At 62.0% G+C, this 16,496-nt stretch carries 16 protein-coding genes; 8 read left to right on the top strand and 8 right to left on the bottom strand.

The window, feature by feature from the left end:
* Positions 1 to 15: 15 nt before the first annotated feature.
* From dnaN to mutM, 5 genes are all read right to left on the bottom strand, one after another.
* Positions 16 to 1,134: a DNA polymerase III subunit beta gene (gene dnaN / locus H0485_RS06205; RefSeq protein WP_226934498.1), complete on the bottom strand. Its 1,119-nt coding sequence runs from the start codon at positions 1,132 to 1,134 to the stop codon at positions 16 to 18.
* A 190-nt stretch (positions 1,135 to 1,324) separates the two neighbouring features.
* The gene (gene dnaA / locus H0485_RS06200) at positions 1,325 to 2,731 is read right to left on the bottom strand and encodes a chromosomal replication initiator protein DnaA (RefSeq protein WP_226934497.1); all 1,407 of its coding nucleotides are present in this window, start codon (positions 2,729 to 2,731) and stop codon (positions 1,325 to 1,327) included.
* A gap of 647 nt (positions 2,732 to 3,378) precedes the next feature.
* A complete protein-coding gene (gene rpsT / locus H0485_RS06195) occupies positions 3,379 to 3,645 on the bottom strand; it encodes a 30S ribosomal protein S20 (RefSeq protein WP_226934496.1) in 267 nt (88 codons plus the stop codon).
* A 165-nt stretch (positions 3,646 to 3,810) separates the two neighbouring features.
* Entirely contained in the window at positions 3,811 to 4,587 is a 777-nt protein-coding gene (locus H0485_RS06190) for an enoyl-CoA hydratase-related protein (protein WP_226934495.1), read from the bottom strand.
* 70 nt (positions 4,588 to 4,657) lie between these two features.
* Positions 4,658 to 5,509, bottom strand: coding sequence for a bifunctional DNA-formamidopyrimidine glycosylase/DNA-(apurinic or apyrimidinic site) lyase (mutM, locus tag H0485_RS06185; RefSeq protein ID WP_226934494.1), 852 nt, complete (start codon positions 5,507 to 5,509; stop codon positions 4,658 to 4,660).
* Between the two features lie 195 nt (positions 5,510 to 5,704).
* Here mutM and ubiE point away from each other — a divergent pair, with 195 nt between their 5' ends.
* Positions 5,705 to 6,454, top strand: a complete 750-nt coding sequence (gene ubiE, locus H0485_RS06180; RefSeq protein WP_226934493.1) for a bifunctional demethylmenaquinone methyltransferase/2-methoxy-6-polyprenyl-1,4-benzoquinol methylase UbiE — start codon at positions 5,705 to 5,707, stop codon at positions 6,452 to 6,454.
* A 1-nt stretch (position 6,455) separates the two neighbouring features.
* Positions 6,456 to 7,997: a 2-polyprenylphenol 6-hydroxylase gene (ubiB, locus tag H0485_RS06175; RefSeq protein ID WP_226934492.1), complete on the top strand. Its 1,542-nt coding sequence runs from the start codon at positions 6,456 to 6,458 to the stop codon at positions 7,995 to 7,997.
* Between the two features lie 16 nt (positions 7,998 to 8,013).
* Here ubiB and H0485_RS06170 read toward each other — a convergent pair whose 3' ends face one another.
* Complete coding sequence (locus H0485_RS06170; RefSeq protein WP_226934491.1) at positions 8,014 to 8,676, bottom strand: flagellar hook capping FlgD N-terminal domain-containing protein; 663 nt, start codon at positions 8,674 to 8,676, stop codon at positions 8,014 to 8,016.
* Between the two features lie 6 nt (positions 8,677 to 8,682).
* Positions 8,683 to 9,141, bottom strand: coding sequence for a flagellar hook-length control protein FliK (gene fliK / locus H0485_RS06165; protein ID WP_226934490.1), 459 nt, complete (start codon positions 9,139 to 9,141; stop codon positions 8,683 to 8,685).
* 1,972 nt (positions 9,142 to 11,113) lie between these two features.
* Here fliK and H0485_RS06160 point away from each other — a divergent pair.
* The 6 genes from H0485_RS06160 to H0485_RS06135 all read left to right on the top strand — a co-directional run bounded on the left by H0485_RS06160 (position 11,114) and on the right by H0485_RS06135 (position 15,146).
* A complete protein-coding gene (locus tag H0485_RS06160; protein ID WP_226934489.1) occupies positions 11,114 to 11,413 on the top strand; it encodes a rod-binding protein in 300 nt (99 codons plus the stop codon).
* Entirely contained in the window at positions 11,403 to 11,720 is a 318-nt protein-coding gene (locus tag H0485_RS06155) for a hypothetical protein (protein ID WP_226934488.1), read from the top strand. Before H0485_RS06160 ends, H0485_RS06155 begins: the two co-directional genes overlap by 11 nt.
* Positions 11,721 to 11,964: 244 nt before the next feature.
* Positions 11,965 to 13,500 carry a flagellin N-terminal helical domain-containing protein gene (locus tag H0485_RS06150; RefSeq protein ID WP_226934487.1) on the top strand — a complete coding sequence of 512 codons (1,536 nt, stop codon included), beginning with the start codon at positions 11,965 to 11,967 and terminating at the stop codon, positions 13,498 to 13,500.
* Between the two features lie 73 nt (positions 13,501 to 13,573).
* Positions 13,574 to 13,945, top strand: coding sequence for a flagellar biosynthesis regulator FlaF (flaF, locus tag H0485_RS06145; RefSeq protein WP_226934486.1), 372 nt, complete (start codon positions 13,574 to 13,576; stop codon positions 13,943 to 13,945).
* Entirely contained in the window at positions 13,942 to 14,346 is a 405-nt protein-coding gene (flbT, locus tag H0485_RS06140; protein ID WP_226934485.1) for a flagellar biosynthesis repressor FlbT, read from the top strand. Before flaF ends, flbT begins: the two co-directional genes overlap by 4 nt.
* On the top strand, positions 14,343 to 15,146 hold the full coding sequence (locus H0485_RS06135) for a DUF1217 domain-containing protein (protein WP_226934484.1): 804 nt from the start codon (positions 14,343 to 14,345) through the stop codon (positions 15,144 to 15,146). The genes flbT and H0485_RS06135 overlap by 4 nt, the downstream gene beginning before the upstream one ends.
* Here the strand turns inward: H0485_RS06135 and H0485_RS06130 are convergent.
* Positions 15,125 to 16,465: a FliI/YscN family ATPase gene (locus tag H0485_RS06130; protein ID WP_226934483.1), complete on the bottom strand. Its 1,341-nt coding sequence runs from the start codon at positions 16,463 to 16,465 to the stop codon at positions 15,125 to 15,127. The two genes, H0485_RS06135 and H0485_RS06130, sit on opposite strands and share 22 nt — an antisense overlap.
* Between the last annotated feature and the right edge of the window lie 31 nt (positions 16,466 to 16,496).

The following is a 16,496-nucleotide window of genomic DNA, read 5'->3' as shown; positions in this document are numbered from 1 at the left end:
CCCGCGCAAGGCCCGTCAGACGCGCATCGGCATCACGACATAGACGGCTGAAGTATCATTGCCTTCGCGCATCAGTGTCGGATCGCCCGAGGAATTGAACAGGAAGACCGCATTCTCACGGTCAACCTGGCTGGCAATTTCCAGCAGGTATTTGGCGTTAAAGCCAATCTCCAGCCGCTCATCAGCATAGGCTACCGCCAGCTCTTCCTCGGCCGCGCCGGAATCCGGGGCATTGACCGAAAGCACCAGGCGATCCTCATCGAGCGACAGTTTCACCGCGCGCGAGCGCTCCGAGGAAACCGTGGCCACGCGATCCACCGCTTTGGCGAATTCGCTGGCATCGACCTCAAGGCGGCGGGTGTTATTCTGCGGGATCACCCGGGTGTAATCGGGGAAAGTGCCGTCGATCACTTTCGAGGTCAGGGTGATCGCCGGGGTGGCAAAGCGGATCTTGGTCTCGGAAACCGAAACCGCAATCTTTGCCTCATCATCATCGAGCAGCTTGCGCAGCTCATTCACGGTTTTGCGCGGCACGATCACGCCCGGCATGGCCTCAGCCGCCCCCGGCAGCGGGGCATCAATTCGCGCCAGACGGTGGCCATCGGTGGCAACCGCGCGCAGCACCGCCCCTTCTTCGCTTTGCGCGACATGCAGATAGACGCCGTTCAGATAATAACGGGTCTCTTCGGTCGAAATGGCAAATTTCGCTTTGTCGAACAGGCGGCGCAGGTCAGCAGCCGGGGCTGAGAAATTGGTCGCATATTCCGACGAGGCCATGACCGGGAAATCTTCGCGCGGCAGGGTGGCGAGGCTGAAGCTCGAGCGACCTGCGGTGATGGCGAGACGGCCTGAAGCCCCGTCTTCCGACAGATTGACCAGCGCGCCATCGGGCAGTTTGCGCACAATCTCATGCAGCATCACGGCCGAAACGGTGGTAGCCCCGGCACGTTCGACCATAGCCGGGGCGCGGTCGACCACCTCAATATCCAGATCGGTGGCGCGGAAGGAAACCTGCGCCCCCTCAGCCTCAATCAGCACATTGGCGAGGATCGGAATGGTATTGCGACGCTCGACCACGGATTGTGCCTGTGCGAGCGCCTTCAAAAGCGTACCGCGTTCGATTGAGAGCTTCATCTTTTCCAACCCCTTGCCCTGCCGAGAGGGCGCAACAGACGAACCAGCCAGGGCCAGCTTCATGCCTTTTCCCGACTTTGCGAATCTTTGCCCTGATCGTCAAGGCAAAGGCAGGGGCGCAGAAGGGGCGCTGCGACAAAAAAGCCCGGCTTTGCAGCGATTTGCCCCCGCCGCAACGGGGGCATTCCGATCAGCTTTGCAGCAGGCGTTTCAGCAGCTGCAGATCATCGGCCATCTGGCTGTCAAGCGCGGCCAGCTCCTCAATCTTTTTCACCCCATGCATGATGGTGGTGTGATCACGGCCGCCAAAGCGGCGACCAATCTCGGGCAGCGAGCGCGAGGTCAGCTGTTTCGACAGATACATTGCCACCTGACGCGGGCGGGCAATGGTGCGCAGCCGCTTTGGCCCGACCAGATCCGACAGCCGCACATTATAATGCTCGGCCACTTTGCGCTGGATCTCTTCAATGGTCAGCTTGCGATCCGAGGCCCGCAGGATATCCGCGAGGCAATCCTGGGCCAGATCCATGGTGATCTCACGCCCGACCAGCGAGGCAAAGGCGAAGAGACGGGTCAGCGCGCCTTCGAGCACACGCACATTGGTGGTAATGCGATGCGCCAGAAACTCAAGCACGCCATTGCTGATCGTCAGACCGCGATACTGGCTGCGGTAGAAATCCGCCTTCTGCTGCAGAATGCCCAGACGCAGCTCATAATCGGTCGGATGCAGATCGACCACCAGGCCGCATTGCAGACGCGATTTGATACGGTCTTCCAGATCCTTAATCTCGCCCGGCGCACGGTCAGCCGAAATGATGATCTGTTTGCCCTGATCCACCAGAGCGTTGAAAGTGTGGAAGAATTCTTCCTGGGTCGAATCCTTGCCGGCGATGAACTGAACATCATCCACCATCAGCACATCGACCGAGCGGAACAGGGATTTGAAATCCATAACCTGCTTGTCGCGCAGGGCCTGGATGAAGCGGTACATAAACTGTTCCGCCGAAAGATAGAGCACGCGCAGCTCGGGACGGCGCACGCGCAGCTCGAGCGCGATCGCATGCATCAGGTGGGTCTTGCCGAGGCCAACGCCGCCATAAAGGAACAAAGGGTTAAAGGTGACCGGGCCACCTTCGGCCACGCGGCGTGCCGCAGCATGGGCCAGCTCATTTGGCTTACCGACCACGAAACTGTCAAAGGTGAAGCGTGTATCCAGCGGCGCTCCCGGCAGTTCCTCGGTTTCGCTCGCGCGGCTGCGGACCACAGCGGCAGTATTGCGCAGCGGCGCGGCTTTGGCCGGGGCCGCAGCAGCCTCGTCCAGAGCTTCCGTTGCGGGAGCGGCAGCCACGGCAGCAGCCGTGCCCACCATGAATTCAAGCCGGTCCACAGGCGTGCCTGCGGCCGTCATATGGTTGCGGATGTGATCCGCGTAATTGCGCTGTACCCAATCGCCGAAAAACGAGGTCGGCACCTCAAACGAGGCGACCCCATTGCTAAGCTGTGCCAGCTTCAGCGGTTCGATCCAGGTGGTGTAATTGTTCCGGCCCACACGCTGGACCAGACCCTCACGAATTACACCCCATGAAAAATTCGTCATTCTACCCAGACCTGCTCATCTTTTCCGGACCTTCCGCCTGGTGCGGGGGCCCCGTTTCTGCGCTCATCTGACCTCGACGGCCGCTGCTCTCCCGTCAGGGAAAAGCTTGACCGGCGGATCAGCATCCGCCTTGAAAACATGACAGGCGGCCTGGCAGGAACTGCTGGCCGGCTTATTGTGCAAGGTTCCGACCCGATGCCTGTGACATCAGAACCTAACTTATTGTTCGCAAATCATTATCGGCGTTCTTATCCCAGTGGCAGACCGGGGCGACGCTTGTGTGACTCAGATTTGCGACAACACCATGTCCCCCAGGACGAAGTGAATCGCAGGCCCAAGCTAGCAAGCCGGCGCAGCCCTCTGCAACCGAACAACTCGCTTGACAGGAAGACTCCCTGGTCGAATCCCCGGGGCGCCACAGAATCCCGCCTGGCCCTCAACTTTCTCTGCATAAGAAGGGATGATTCGACCACCAGAGGGCGAGCCAGAGGCGCAATGAGAGGCGAATCGACCGCCTTTGCGGCGGTCATTCTGACGAATCTCCGGCCGCCGGAAGCAGAATCAGAAAGGGCGCATTCATGACTGAATGCGCCCTTCCGGAATGGGTTATTTCTGACCAGCCGCCCTGGCGGTGGTCGGCTCCCGGCTCAGACCTTGAGAGCTTTGACGCGGCCTGCGAGGCGCGACATTTTACGAGCGACGGTGTTCTTGTGCAGAACGCCCTTGGTCACACCGCGTGCCAGTTCCGGCTGCGCCACTTTCAGAGCTTCAGCAGCAGCGGCCTGGTCGCCCGAAGCGATTGCTTCCTCGACTTTACGCAGGAAGGTGCGGATGCGCGAACGGCGGGCTTTGTTGACAGCGAAACGTGCCTCGGACTGGCGGGCGCGTTTTTCGGACTGGGGCGTATTGGCCAAGATCTTTTCCTTCGGGTTTCAAAACATGATCATTGCACGCATTAACCCAAAGGCCCCGCTCATGGGGCCGAAGCCTGGAGAACGGGAATCAATACTGCCTAAGCGGGCCCACGCGCATGTCTGGCCGGGCCTATACGTGAAAGCCCCAGCCATTGCAAACAGGAATCAGCGATCGCGGAACTGCGGCTGACGTTTCTCAAGGAAGGCAGCCATGCCCTCTTTCTGATCTTCCGTGGCAAAAGCGGCGTGGAACATGCGACGCTCGAACAAAAGCCCCTCGGAAAGGCTGCATTCTTCGGCCCGGCCCACCGTCTCTTTCACAATCATCGCCGTCAGCATCGATTTCTCGGCGATTTTGGCCGCGACCTTCTGCGCCTCTTCCAGCAGGCTTTTGGCGGGGAAGACCCGGCTGACCAGGCCGGCCCGCTCCGCCTCTGCCGCCTCCATGAAGCGGCCCGTCAGATGCATATCCATGCTTTTCGACTTACCTACGAGGCGGGTCAGACGCTGCGTGCCGCCCATGCCCGCGACAATACCAAGGTTAATCTCGGGCTGGCCGAATTTCGCCGTATCCGAAGCCAGGATGAAATCGCAAAGCATCGCCAGCTCGCAGCCGCCACCGAGGCAATAGCCCGAGACCGCCGCGATCAGCGGCTTGCGGCAGCGCCGGATCGCTTCGACCTCGGGGCCGAACAGATTGTCAAAGAAGACATCGGTAAAGCCTTTGGCGGCCATCTCACGCACATCGGCCCCGGCTGCGAAGGCCTTTTCAGACCCCGTCAGCAGGATGCAGCGCACCTTATCATTCTGATCCGCAGCCGTGATGGCCTGCGCCAGCTCCGCCATCAGCCGCGCATTCAGCGCATTCAGCGCATCGGGGCGGTTCAGCCGGATCAGACAGGTGTAATCCTCGACCTCAACGATCAGAGTTTCATAGGCCATCGGGCACTCCAGGGTCACAATGCGGTGCGAGTCCTACCAGTTGCCGGGCGCGAAAGGCAAGCAAGGCGCGTCAGCGCTGGCACTGCGGACAATAGAAGGACGAGCGGCCGCTCTGACTGATACGGGCGATCTTACCGGTGCAGCCCGGGGTCCGGCAGTCTTCGCCCTCGCGGCCATAGACCCGGAAGGAATGCTGGAAATAGCCAAGTTCGCCATCGGCCTGACGGAAATCTTTCAGCGATGAACCACCGGCCTCGATCGCCTCGCCCAGCACCTCACGGATCAGCGGCACCAGCCCCTCGGCCTGCTGCGCACTCAGCCCGGCGGCCATCCGCTCGGGCGCGATACCCGCACGCCAGAGCACTTCGCAGACATAGATATTGCCGAGCCCGGCCACGACATGCTGATCGAGCAGCGCGGTTTTGATCGGGCTGCGCCGGTTCTTCAGCCGATCAGCCAGATGGGCGCCATTGAATTCATTGCCAAAAGGCTCGGGGCCAAGCGTTTTCAGCAGCGGATGCGCTGCGGCGGTCAGCGTTGGCAGCAGATCCATCGCGCCAAACCGGCGGGCATCATTAAAGGTGACACGGGCGCCGCCTTCCAGATCGAGCACCACATGATCATGTTTCGCCGGAGCCGGATGATCATGGTAAAACCCGCCGATCTGCGCGCCTGAAACCTGCATCCGCCCCGACATGCCCAGATGGATCAGCAGGCTTTCGCCGCTGGACAGATCGGCCAGGATGTATTTTGAGCGGCGACGCAGCGCCTCGACCCTTTGCCCGGTCAGCCGCTCAGCCATCTGTGGCGGAAAGGGCCAGCGCAGATCCGGGCGATTGACCCGGGCCGACAGAATGCGGCGGCCCGTCATCACCGGCTCCAGCCCGCGGCGCACAGTCTCTACTTCGGGCAATTCCGGCATAATGCCTCACTCTGGCTGGCTCTTGTCTCTTGCCCCGAACCTAAGCCCCCCCGGCCCTCCCGCCAAGGGGGGGGCGGGTGGCTGTGGATGCCGCACAGGCCAGCGCTCTGGCGCTGAAACGGGTTTCGCTTGCGGCGCTTGCAGTATATCCCCGGAGGCAGGCCCTGCGGGCCCGGACTTCCAGAGGTGATCCCGATGTCAGATCAGAGCAAGACCACGCATTTCGGTTTTCGCGACGTGCCCGAGGCCGAGAAGGCCGGGCTGGTTCATGACGTTTTCTCCTCGGTTGCCTCGAAATACGATGTGATGAACGATCTGATGTCGGTCGGCATTCACCGCATCTGGAAAGATGCGATGATGGACTGGCTGGCCCCGCGCCCCGGTTCACGCCTGCTCGATGTCGCGGGCGGCACCGGTGATGTGGCCTTCCGTTATCTGGGCCGCGCTCCGGGGGCCTCAGCCGTTGTCTGCGACATGACGGAAAACATGCTGATCGCCGGGCGCAAACGCGCCGAGGCCGGCAGTATGGCAGCGCAGCTTGACTGGGTGGTAGGCGATGCCATGGCGCTGCCCTTCCCCTCCAACAGCTTTGACACCTATACGATCAGCTTCGGGATCCGCAATGTCACCCGCATCCCGGATGCGCTGGCCGAGGCAAAGCGCGTACTGCGCCCCGGCGGGCGGCTGATGGTGCTGGAGTTCAGCCATATCCCGAATGATATGCTGCAGAAGCTTTACGATCTTTACTCCTTCAATATCATCCCGCCGATGGGGCAGCTGGTGACGGGGGACCGCGATTCCTATCAGTATCTGGTCGAATCCATCCGCAAATTCCCGGACCAGGAGGCCTTCGCCAGCCTGATCCGCCAGGCGGGTTTTGCCCAGGTAAGCTATCGCAACCTCTCGCTTGGCATTGCTGCGCTGCATTCCGGCTGGAAGATCTGAGATGCGCGGCCCTCACAATATCTGGCGGCTGATCCGGACCGGCGCCACCTTTGAACGCACCGGCGCAATGACCGTGGCGCTGGAAGCAATGGAAGTTTCGCCAAGGCTGCGCTTTGCCGCCCGGCTGCTCGGCCGGCCGTTCCGCTTTCTCGGGCTGAAAGGCGATCCCGGCCTGCCGCCGGTGACCCGGGCGATCACCGCGCTCGGCCCGGCCTATATCAAATTCGGCCAGATTCTTTCGACCCGGCCCGATATTGTTGGCGCCGAGCTTTCGGAACAGCTGAAATATCTGCAGGATCAGCTTCCGGCCTTCCCGACCGAAGAGGCCAGGGCCCGGATTGCGGCAGAATTCGGCCAGCCGGCTGAAGATATTTACTCGGAATTTTCCGAACCCGTGGCCGCCGCCTCGATCGCGCAGGTCCACCGCGCCAGGCTGCGCCATAATGGAGAGGAAGTCGCGGTCAAGGTTCTGCGGCCTGGGATCGAGCGGGCGTTCCGGCGCGATATTGACGCCTTTTACTATGCCGCCAAATGGATCCAGCGCCTTGCCCCCTTCTCGCGCCGCCTGCGGCCGACCGAGGTGGTCGCGCATTTTGACAGCGTCGTGCGCGGCGAGCTTGATCTGCGGCTGGAATGCGCCGAAGCCGCTGAATTTGCTGAAAACACCCTGAAAGATCAGCGGCTGAAAGTGCCGAAGCCGCACTGGGCCTTCTCGGGGCGTTCGGTGCTGACCATCGGCTGGGCCGAGGGCATTGGCCTCAATAACATCGCGGCGATCGAAGCGGCCGGCATTGACCGGGCCGAGCTGGGACAGCGTGTCCTGATCCTGTTCCTGCGCCATGCGCTGCGCGACGGCTTTTTCCATGCCGATATGCATCAGGGCAATCTGAAGGTCAGCACCGATGGCGATCTGATCGTCTATGATTTCGGCATCATGGGGCGGATCGACGAATATACCCGCCGGGTCTATGCCGAAATTCTGATGGGCTTTATCCGCAAGGACTATCGCCGCGTCGCCGAGGTGCATTTCGAGGCCGGCTATGTGCCGCCCGACCGCGATATCGACGAATTCGCCCGCGCCCTGCGTTCGGTCGGCGAGCCGATTTTCGGCATGGAGGCGAACCGGATCTCTATGGCTCGCCTTCTGTCTTATCTCTTTGAGGTAACAGAAAAATTTGGCATGGAGACCCGGACAGAGCTGATCCTTCTGCAGCGCACCATGGTGGTGGTGGAAGGGGTGGCGCGCAGCCTCGATCCACGTCTGAACATGTGGGAGGTCGCAGGGCCGGTGGTCGAGAATTATATCCGCACCAGCATCGGCCCCCAGGCGCTGATCCGGGACCTCTGGCGCACTTCGCGCGTGCTGGCACGATATCTGCCCAAACTGCCCTCTATTGCCGAGGCCCATCTGCAGGCGCTTGAGCAAAAGCCGCAGCAAAGCCGCCCTCCCGCCGGGCCAGGCCTCGGCAAGATCATTCTGATCTCGGCGCTGACCAGCCTCGTGACGCTCACCATTGCAGGGAGCATCCTGCATCTGATCTGAGGCGCCGGGCACTTCTTCAGCCTTCAGGCTGGCGCAGGCCCGTCACGCTGCCCGCCGAAACCTCAATCCCGCCCTGTAAGACCAGGATCGGGCCCGAACTGCTGCCGCGTGCCTCGGTGACCATGGCGTAATATTCGACCGGATCCTCGCGCAGCAGCTCCTCGCCACGCCAGCTTTCCTGGGTCAGCACATAGCGCCCCTCGGGCAAGGGCATATCAGCCGCATCCCTGCCCCTCCAGTCATAGGGCGCGGTCTCAAGCGGAAGCTCCTCACGCGCGACCAGATCCCCCGCAGCATTGCGGACCGCCAGGACCAGACGATCCGCCGTCGCCGCCGGATTGGGCGACAGGGTCACCGGCTCCCCCCCGAACCAGACCACATCGGCCGCAGAGCGCGCCTCCTGCCCGATCCAGCCTGCCATCTGTGCCATACCAAGCAGCGCGAACTGGCCGAGCATCTGTTCCAGCAGCTGATTGCTGCGCACCTGTTGCTCTACCCCGGAAAATGTCGCGAGCTGCACCGCAAAATCGCTGGCTTCCATAGGGTTAAGCGGATCCTGGTTCTGCATCTGAACCGTCAGCATCCGCAGAAAAGTATTGAAATCAGAGGTCAGACCCGAAGCAGAGCCGGGGCTGTTGCCAGCGGCCGGGGAGGGTGTGGGGGAGGGGGTAATCTGCATACTGCCTCACAATCTCATGTAAAGTGAACTGCCATCAACGCTTGCCGGCCAGGCCGGCAGAGGCGCCGCCATCTCAGCCGGAAGATCAGTGGGAAGATCAGCTATGGGCCTGCCCTGGTGCAGCAATGGCGCAGCATTATAGGCCCCGGCCTGCCCGTCACGATGATTGCCAAAGCCCAGATCCAGTTGCGAAAAACCCACGTTGCGCAATTCACTGATCAGCCGCTCCGAATGACGCCGCAGCAGATCAAGCGTTTCCGCCCGCTCGGCGATCAGCGTGACACTGACCTTTTCACCCTCGGTCTGCAGCTCAATCCGGACCAGGCCCAGCTCTTCCGGTGTAAGGCGCAGCTCGGTGACAGCGCTGGCTGATCCCGCCACCGCCTGCCCAATCTGTGCGATGAAGGCAATGGATGGTGCCGCCTGCCCGGCGGGCAAAGTACCCGCATGCGAAAGCGCCGCCATGCCTCGCAGGCTTTCCGCGCCCGTCAGGCCAGGCAGGGCTGAGGCTGAGGCTGAGGCTGAGGCTGAGGCTGAAGACAAAGCATCTGCTGCAGCCCTTTCACTTTTTTTTTGCGCCTCAACGAGTGCCATCCCCCCCTGGATAAGCCGAGCCGCGTCAGCGCTGCCCGCCTCACCCGACCCCGCCGGGGGTGAAAAGGCAGATCCCCTCCCCTCTGACACCCGCGCGGCAGGTGGAACAGCGCCCGCAGATTCCTCAGCGCTCTCGGGCACGGCCCCCAAAGCGGCATCTGCTGTCACGCTGAGAGGCTGGGGCCAGGCGAGAATCGGGGCTTTGGCAAGGGGTGGGGCTGCCAGTTGCCCGGCCCCGGCCTGCTCCGGCGCCGGGGCGGGATTGAGGCTGTCCCAGCCCTCTCCCAGGGGCGGAAAAATCTCTGCCGCAATCGGGGAATAAAAAGCAGGCCTGACCGGTGCCGGGGCAGAACCAGCCTGCCCCCTGATCCATATGACCTGCGCCGCGGGTGAGGTGCTCCCCGTCACCGATAGTTCCGTTCGCGTCAGCACTGACAGCGCATCCGGCGGCCCGTCCTCAGGCAGGGCTGAGACTACTGGCACTTTAGGGACATGTCCCAATGCCAGCTCAGCTTTCGCCCCCGCTGTGGTCAGCGCCAGCAGCGGGCCGATGGGCACCGCCGCTTTGCGGGTAAGCTGACCGGTGCCTGTCGCCCCTGTTGTTTTTCCCTCAGGATCGGCCTGGACAGGATCCTGCGGTTTCGCACTCCGGCTCACATCCGCCCGGCCGGTGTCCCCAGCCGGCAGATCTACAGTTTCCAGGCCCTGCGGCGGCGCAGCGCGCTGCAGCAGGGTCGGCTGGACCGCCCGGTCATCCGCTGCATCGATATCAAAGGCAACCTGCCAGAGGCTTACCGGGCCAAGGGCGCTGCTCTCACGGAATGCCCCTGCCCTGTCCCCCGGCCGAGTATCTGGCGAGATCGGGGGGCCGGGCTGAGGAAGCGCTGAGTGGTCCAGCCACAAAAGACGGCCAGGCAGCGCTGCAACCAGGCGCTGCGCCGATTCCTGGGACGATCCGCCCTTGCCGGGCACCGCTGTTGCGGCGCCCGCCTCATGCTCTATCGCCCCCGGGGGCAGCCTGCCCCGCCCCGGCAATGTCTCAGGATCTGTCGCATCACATTCCGCGGCCTGGCCTTCATCTCTCCCAGGGGGCGGTGAGCTTGCTTCAGCATGGAGCTCTTGCGCTGGCGAAGCGCCGTCCGGATCGGGCAAAGGGTCGCTACGAATACTATGCCTGGCGGAGAGAAAATCCCTCGCCTTATCGCCCCCGCCTGGGCCGGCCTGCTCCCCTTTACGCTCGCTTGCAGAACCCGCCGGCACAGCATCTGTGCAGCGACCGGCAAACCAGAGCAGCGCCAGGCCCTCAGCCCCAACAAAGACAGGCTGGCCCGGCCCGGGATCACTTTCGGCCCTGAAATCAAAAGGCTGACCCTCAGCGATCAGCGCGTCCGGCGGCGCTGTATCCACGCGCTCCGCATCAGAAACCTGCGGCGGCGGGTCGGCCATTTTACCATGTTTCTGAGCCCCCACCCGTGGATCAGCCCCCTCCGGCCCGCCGCATTCTGGCAGAGCAGGCATATCCCGAGCCCCCCCGACTGCCCCCTCGGAAGGAGCTGCCGCTTCACCCCCCCGAATCGCCGGATCGGGCAGAATTGCCTCCGGCGCACAGCCTTCTGATTGTTGCGCGCAGAGCAGCGCGAGAAAATCTGCGGCATTTGCAGAGCGAATTATCGAGAGATCGTCATCACTTACCGGCATAGCCGGTTTCGGAGCAAAGGTGAGAACGGGCAGGAACTGCATGCTGCGGCTTCCTTTCGGTTACCCCTTTCATATCGCGCAGAGGTTACTGTTTCTTTACCCGCAGGCTGCAGGATCGGCGCAGCCAATCCCGGAGGTCCCTGCAATGTTTACCCCTGCGCAAGCGCCGCTCACCACGCAGCCCAGCCCGGCAGGATCGCCGCCCCAGAGGCGAGATGAAAATGCGCTGCAACGCCATGCTCAGGCTTTTGAGGCCAGTTTTCTGGCCGAAATGCTCAATTATGCCGCGGCGTCGCCCGAGGCCGGCGCCTTCGATGGCGGGATCGGTGAGGCACAGTTTGCCTCGTTTCTGCGGGCCGAGCAGGCGCAGCTGATGGCCGCACGTGGCGGGATTGGACTGGCAGCGGCGCTGCTCCGCTCGATCGGAGAAAAAGATGACGCTTGAGACAATTGAAGAGCTGCTCGCGCGTGCGGGACAGGCCCTGATCGGCGGCGATCCGGATGCTCTGGTACGCCTCAGTCATGAGATCGAGGCCGCGCTTCCGGCTCTGCAGCATTCAGAGCCCGGTGAACGCCTGGTGAGACTGCAGGAGAGCGCAGCCAGGGCACGCGATCTTGCTCTGGCTGCGCTGCAGGGCCTGACGGCGGCAAAAACCCGGCAGGCCATTTCAGGAAGCTCGGTTTTTTACGGCCAGAACGGGCGGCGCCAGAAGCTTGGGGCGGCATCGCAATCAGGGCATCACCGGGCCTGATCTGCCCGGGATCTCAACAACAGGTCCGCTAAAATTCGCTTTAAAAGCTTTGCAATTTCAAAGGCCAGCCCGGTGTCATCTTAACGGCTTGCTAATCGGAAACGCTCAAAATCATTCCTGCATCCCGATCAGGGGATGGCGCTGCGGGACCGCTCCGCTGCAACGGCCAGAAGCCGGAACGGCTGCCTTCGCAGGCAGCGCATTCAGACCTGGCCAAATGCGCCGGGGCAGGAAAGGACCCACAATGTCATCTATTCTGACAAATACCAGCGCCATGGTTGCGCTCCAGACCCTCAAATCGATCAATTCCGGCCTGAGCAAAGTACAATCCGAGATTTCAACCGGAAAAACTGTTTCCACGGCGCGCGACAATGCCGCCGTCTGGTCGATCTCCAAGGTAATGGAATCCGACGTTCAGGGCTTTAAGGGGATTTCTGACAGTCTCGCACTCGGTTCCTCGACCCTGACCGTGGCGCGCGAAGCCTCCGAGAAAATTCAGGGCCTGCTGACGAATATCAAAACGAAGGTCGTTTCCGCACAAAGCGAGAATGTGCCGCGCGAAAAACTCCAGACCGATATTGATGCCCTGAAAAATCAGATTTCGGGGATCGTCAGTGCGGCGCAGTTCGGTGGGCTGAACCTCATCTCGGGCTCGGATGATGTGAAGTTCCTCGCCTCCCTCAACCGCTCAGATGCAGGGATCAGCGTTACCGACATCAATGTCGCAAGGCAGGATCTCGGGACCGCTGCAGGGATCTATGGCGGCACCACCAGCCTCAATGCCAATGTGGTGCGCGTCGACAATGCCACCGACGTCTCTGCAACCGGAAATACGGCAGTCGTCACGCTGGGCGCTGCAAACTGGGCGACATCCTCAGCCCAGCTTACAATTGGCGGCACCGTGGTAACCTACACGGCAACAGCCGGCGCCACCGACAATTCCGTCGCCCTTCACTTTGCCTCTGCGATCAACGCGCTTGGGCTGACGGGGGTTTCAGTTGCAGATCCCGGCAGCACCGGGGTTCTGACAATCACCTCAACCCGCGGCTTCGAGGGCCTGGCGGTTAAGACCGAAATCACCGGCGGCACGGCTACGATGAGCATCACGGCGGTCAATGGTGCCGCGCCATCAGGCACCAATACCAGCAGCGCATCGACCATCTCCCAGCGTGCAGAACAGCTGCTCTTTTCTGGCTCTGCTGCCGTAAACGACGGAGACGGTTACCGCGTCGCGATTGGCGGCCAGAGCTTCAGCTATATCGCGGGCAAAAACGAAACCATGGAGGATGTTGCCCGCGGGCTGAAGATTGCAGTCGATGCCGGCAATCTGAAGGGTATTGCAACCCGCGTCGTGGAACAGCCCAATGGTCAATGGGCCCTGAGCATCGACAATAATGGCAGCGGCAGCAGCACACTCAGCCTTAATGCCGTCGGCAATGCGGGGGGGAAGGCCTCGGGCGGGCTTTTTGGTCTGGATTCAATTGATGTCACAACGGCAGACGGGGCGCGAAAGGCCCTCGAGAATGTCGAAACGCTGATCAACCGCTCGATCAATGCGGCCGCTGAATTTGGCTCTGCCCAGGGCCGCATGGATATTCAGCGCGGCTTTGTGACCGCTTTGACAGATGCCCTGACCTCGGGCATCGGCACGCTGATTGATGCTGATATGGAAGAGGCCTCGGCCCGGCTCCAGGCCCTGCAGGTGCAGCAGCAGCTCGGCATTCAGGCGCTGTCGATCGCCAATCAGCAGCCCCAGAACCTGCTGGCTCTGTTCCGCTGAGCATAAGCCAGGCCAGGGCGTCGTCGCTCTGGCCTGAGCCGCCCCCTCTCTCATCGCACCGGGATCAGCCAGAATGTCTCAGCAGCCGCTGCTTGCCTATAATCAGACCGCGACGCCGCTGCGCACGCCCCGCGCGGCCGAATATGAGGTCATCGCCAGGGTCACCTCCCGGCTTGCGCAGGCGCATCAGCAGCGCAATGAAAATCGCCCGGAACTGCTGGCCGCGCTTTTTCGCAACGAAAGGCTGTGGTCCACACTTGCCTCGGATGTGGCAGAGCCTGGCAATTCCCTTCCCGTTTTGCTCAGAGCCCGCCTTTTTTACCTCTACCGCTTCACAGTCGAACATAGTCAGCGCATTCGCGCCGGGAATGGCGAAGCGGGGGTGCTGATTGACATCAACCGCGCTGTTATGACTGGCCTGCGCGGCCAGGGTAGCGACAGATGAGCGGTCTTGTCCTGAAACTCGGCCCGCATGAGCGGCTGCTGATCAATGGCGTCGTGATCGAAAATGGTGACAAGCGCACAAGGCTTGCGGTGCTGACGCCGAATGCCAGTATACTCCGCCTGCGCGATGCCCTGCATCCCGATGAGGCGACAACCCCGGTCCGCCGGCTTTGCTATCTCGCCCAGCTGCCGCTTTCAGGCGATGCGGATGATCCCGAAATCAGGAAGAAAATCCTTCAGGGCATTGAGCAGCTCAGCCAGGTGTTCAATGATCGTGACAGCCGGCACCTGCTGCGTGAGGCCAGCGATTCGCTCCTGAAAGCGCAATATTACCAGACGCTGAAGGCCCTGCGCGCCCTGCTGCCACGTGAATCACGCCTTCTCTCGGCGGACTGGTCATGAGCTTTACACCGGCAATTATCGGTGAAGGATACAGCGGCTGGCAGCTGCTCAGAAAGCAGTTACCGGCGCAGAAACAGGCCTATGTTGCAACCGCCACGCTTCAGCGCGAGGCCGCCTATTTCCGGCAGAAAATCTCCGGAGCCGTGACTGCCGGGGATCTGGTCTCTGACCGGACTTTGCTGAAAGTGGCACTCACGGCCTTCGGACTGGAAGCCGATCTCAATGCCCGCGCCTTTGTACGCAAAGTTCTGTCCGATGGTGTGGCCGGCACATCGGCGCTGGCCAACCGGCTCGCCGACAAACGCTATCGCGCATTTGCAAGCGGCTTTGGCCTTGATGGCACAGGGCTGCCTGGTACCCTGGATAAAGAATTTGTCGATAAGGTCATTGCCGATTTCTACACCCGCAGCTTTGAGGCCGCGGTCGGAGAAACGAACAGCACCTATCGCCTCGCCCTGAATGCCAACCGCGAGCTGACGGAAACCGCCCGCAACAGCGCTCTCACGGAAGATGCGAAATGGTTCACAATCATGGGCAATAAGCCCCTTCGCACCGTATTCGAAAAGGCTTTCGGCTTCACCGCCAGTTTTGGCGCTTTGGATATCGATCAGCAGCTCCAGGCGCTGAAGGCCAGAGCCACCGCGATCTTCGGCGACAGCAGTGTCTCTCAGTTCAGCTCTCCGGACCGGCTCGAAAAACTGACCCGCGACTATATCATCAAAAGCACATCAACCGGTTCCTCCGGCAGTGGCGCGGAAAATGCACTGACGCTTCTGCGTCAGGCAACCCCCGGCCGCTGAGCCGATAAAAGCTGCCGCAGACGATCGAAGCTGGCCTGATTGCCGCCCATCGGCGCTGCCTCTGAACAAAAGCCATCCAGCGCGGGCCAGAGCTGCAACGCCCTGTCGACCAGCGGATCACTTCCGGCGAGATACAGCCCCGCCTGGATCATCATTTCTGCACGGTCAAAGGCGCTGAGCAGCTTTCGCGCTTCGGCAATCAGCGCGTTTTCTTCGGCACTTGCCGCCGCAGGCAGGCTGCGCGAAACGGATCGCAGGGCATCGGTTGCCGGATAGCGGCCCCTTTCCGCGATGCTGCGGTTCAAAATGACATGGCCGTCAATCGTGCCGCGCAGGATATCGGCAATCGGCTCTTCCATATCAGAACCGGCGACCAGCACCGAGAAGACCGCCGTAATATCCCCTGAAATACCGGTCCCTGGCCCGGCTCTTTCGCAAAGCGACATCAAAGCATGGGCTGTCGAGGGCGGGTAGCCGCGCAGCGAGGCCAGCTCGCCAGAGGCCAAAGCAATTTCGCGGTGGGCCTCGGCAAAGCGGGTCACGGAATCGACCAGCAAAAGCACATGCGCGCCGCGGTCGCGGAAGAATTCCGCGGTGGCCATGGCGGTCAGCAGGCAGCGACGCCGCAGCAGAGCGGACTGATCCGATGTCGCCGCAACCACGACCGTGCGGGCCAGCCCCTCCCGGCCCAGCACGGTTTGCGTGAAATGCCGCAGCTCGCGCCCGCGCTCGCCCACAAGGGCGATAACCGTCACATCTGCCTCAACCCCGCGGGCAAACTGTGCCAGAAGTGAAGACTTCCCAACGCCCGAACCGGCAAAAAGCCCCATCCTCTGGCCTCGCACCAGCGGCAACAGCGTATCGAAAACGGCCACCCCGGTTGACAGTCGCGCCCCGAAACCGCGGCGGCTGGCCGGAGCAGGCGGCGGGGCCTGCAGCCGCTGGATGCGGGATCCCTGGCGCAATGGCCGGCCGTCCAGAGGCTGGCCGGTCGGGTCGATCACCCGCCCGCACCAGCTGGCATCAGGCGCAATCATCGCCGGCCCCATCAGCCAGGCCCGGTCCCCGGGCATCAGACCTGCCAGCTGGCTCTCGGGCAGAGCCGTGGCATCCGGCCCTTCAACCGCCGTAATTTCTCCGAAAAGCTCCTGCCCGGCCTCAGCCCTGCCGGCCAGAAGCGCGACACGATCACCCGGCGAACAGCCTCGCAAACCACTGATCCGTAATCTATCTGCGCTCACCTCAGTGATCTGTCCGGTCCGGCGCAGCGGCGAGAGAGCGGCCAGATCCCTCTGAAGTGATTCAAATTTTATCTCCATTTTTCGCCTCCCCGGCCTGCGCCTTACCCTT

Source organism: Pseudogemmobacter faecipullorum (assembly GCF_020539525.1).
Classification (GTDB): domain Bacteria; phylum Pseudomonadota; class Alphaproteobacteria; order Rhodobacterales; family Rhodobacteraceae; genus Pseudogemmobacter; species Pseudogemmobacter faecipullorum.
The sequence above is the reverse complement of the archived record's forward strand: the minus strand, read 5'-3'. Positions and strand labels throughout refer to the sequence as shown.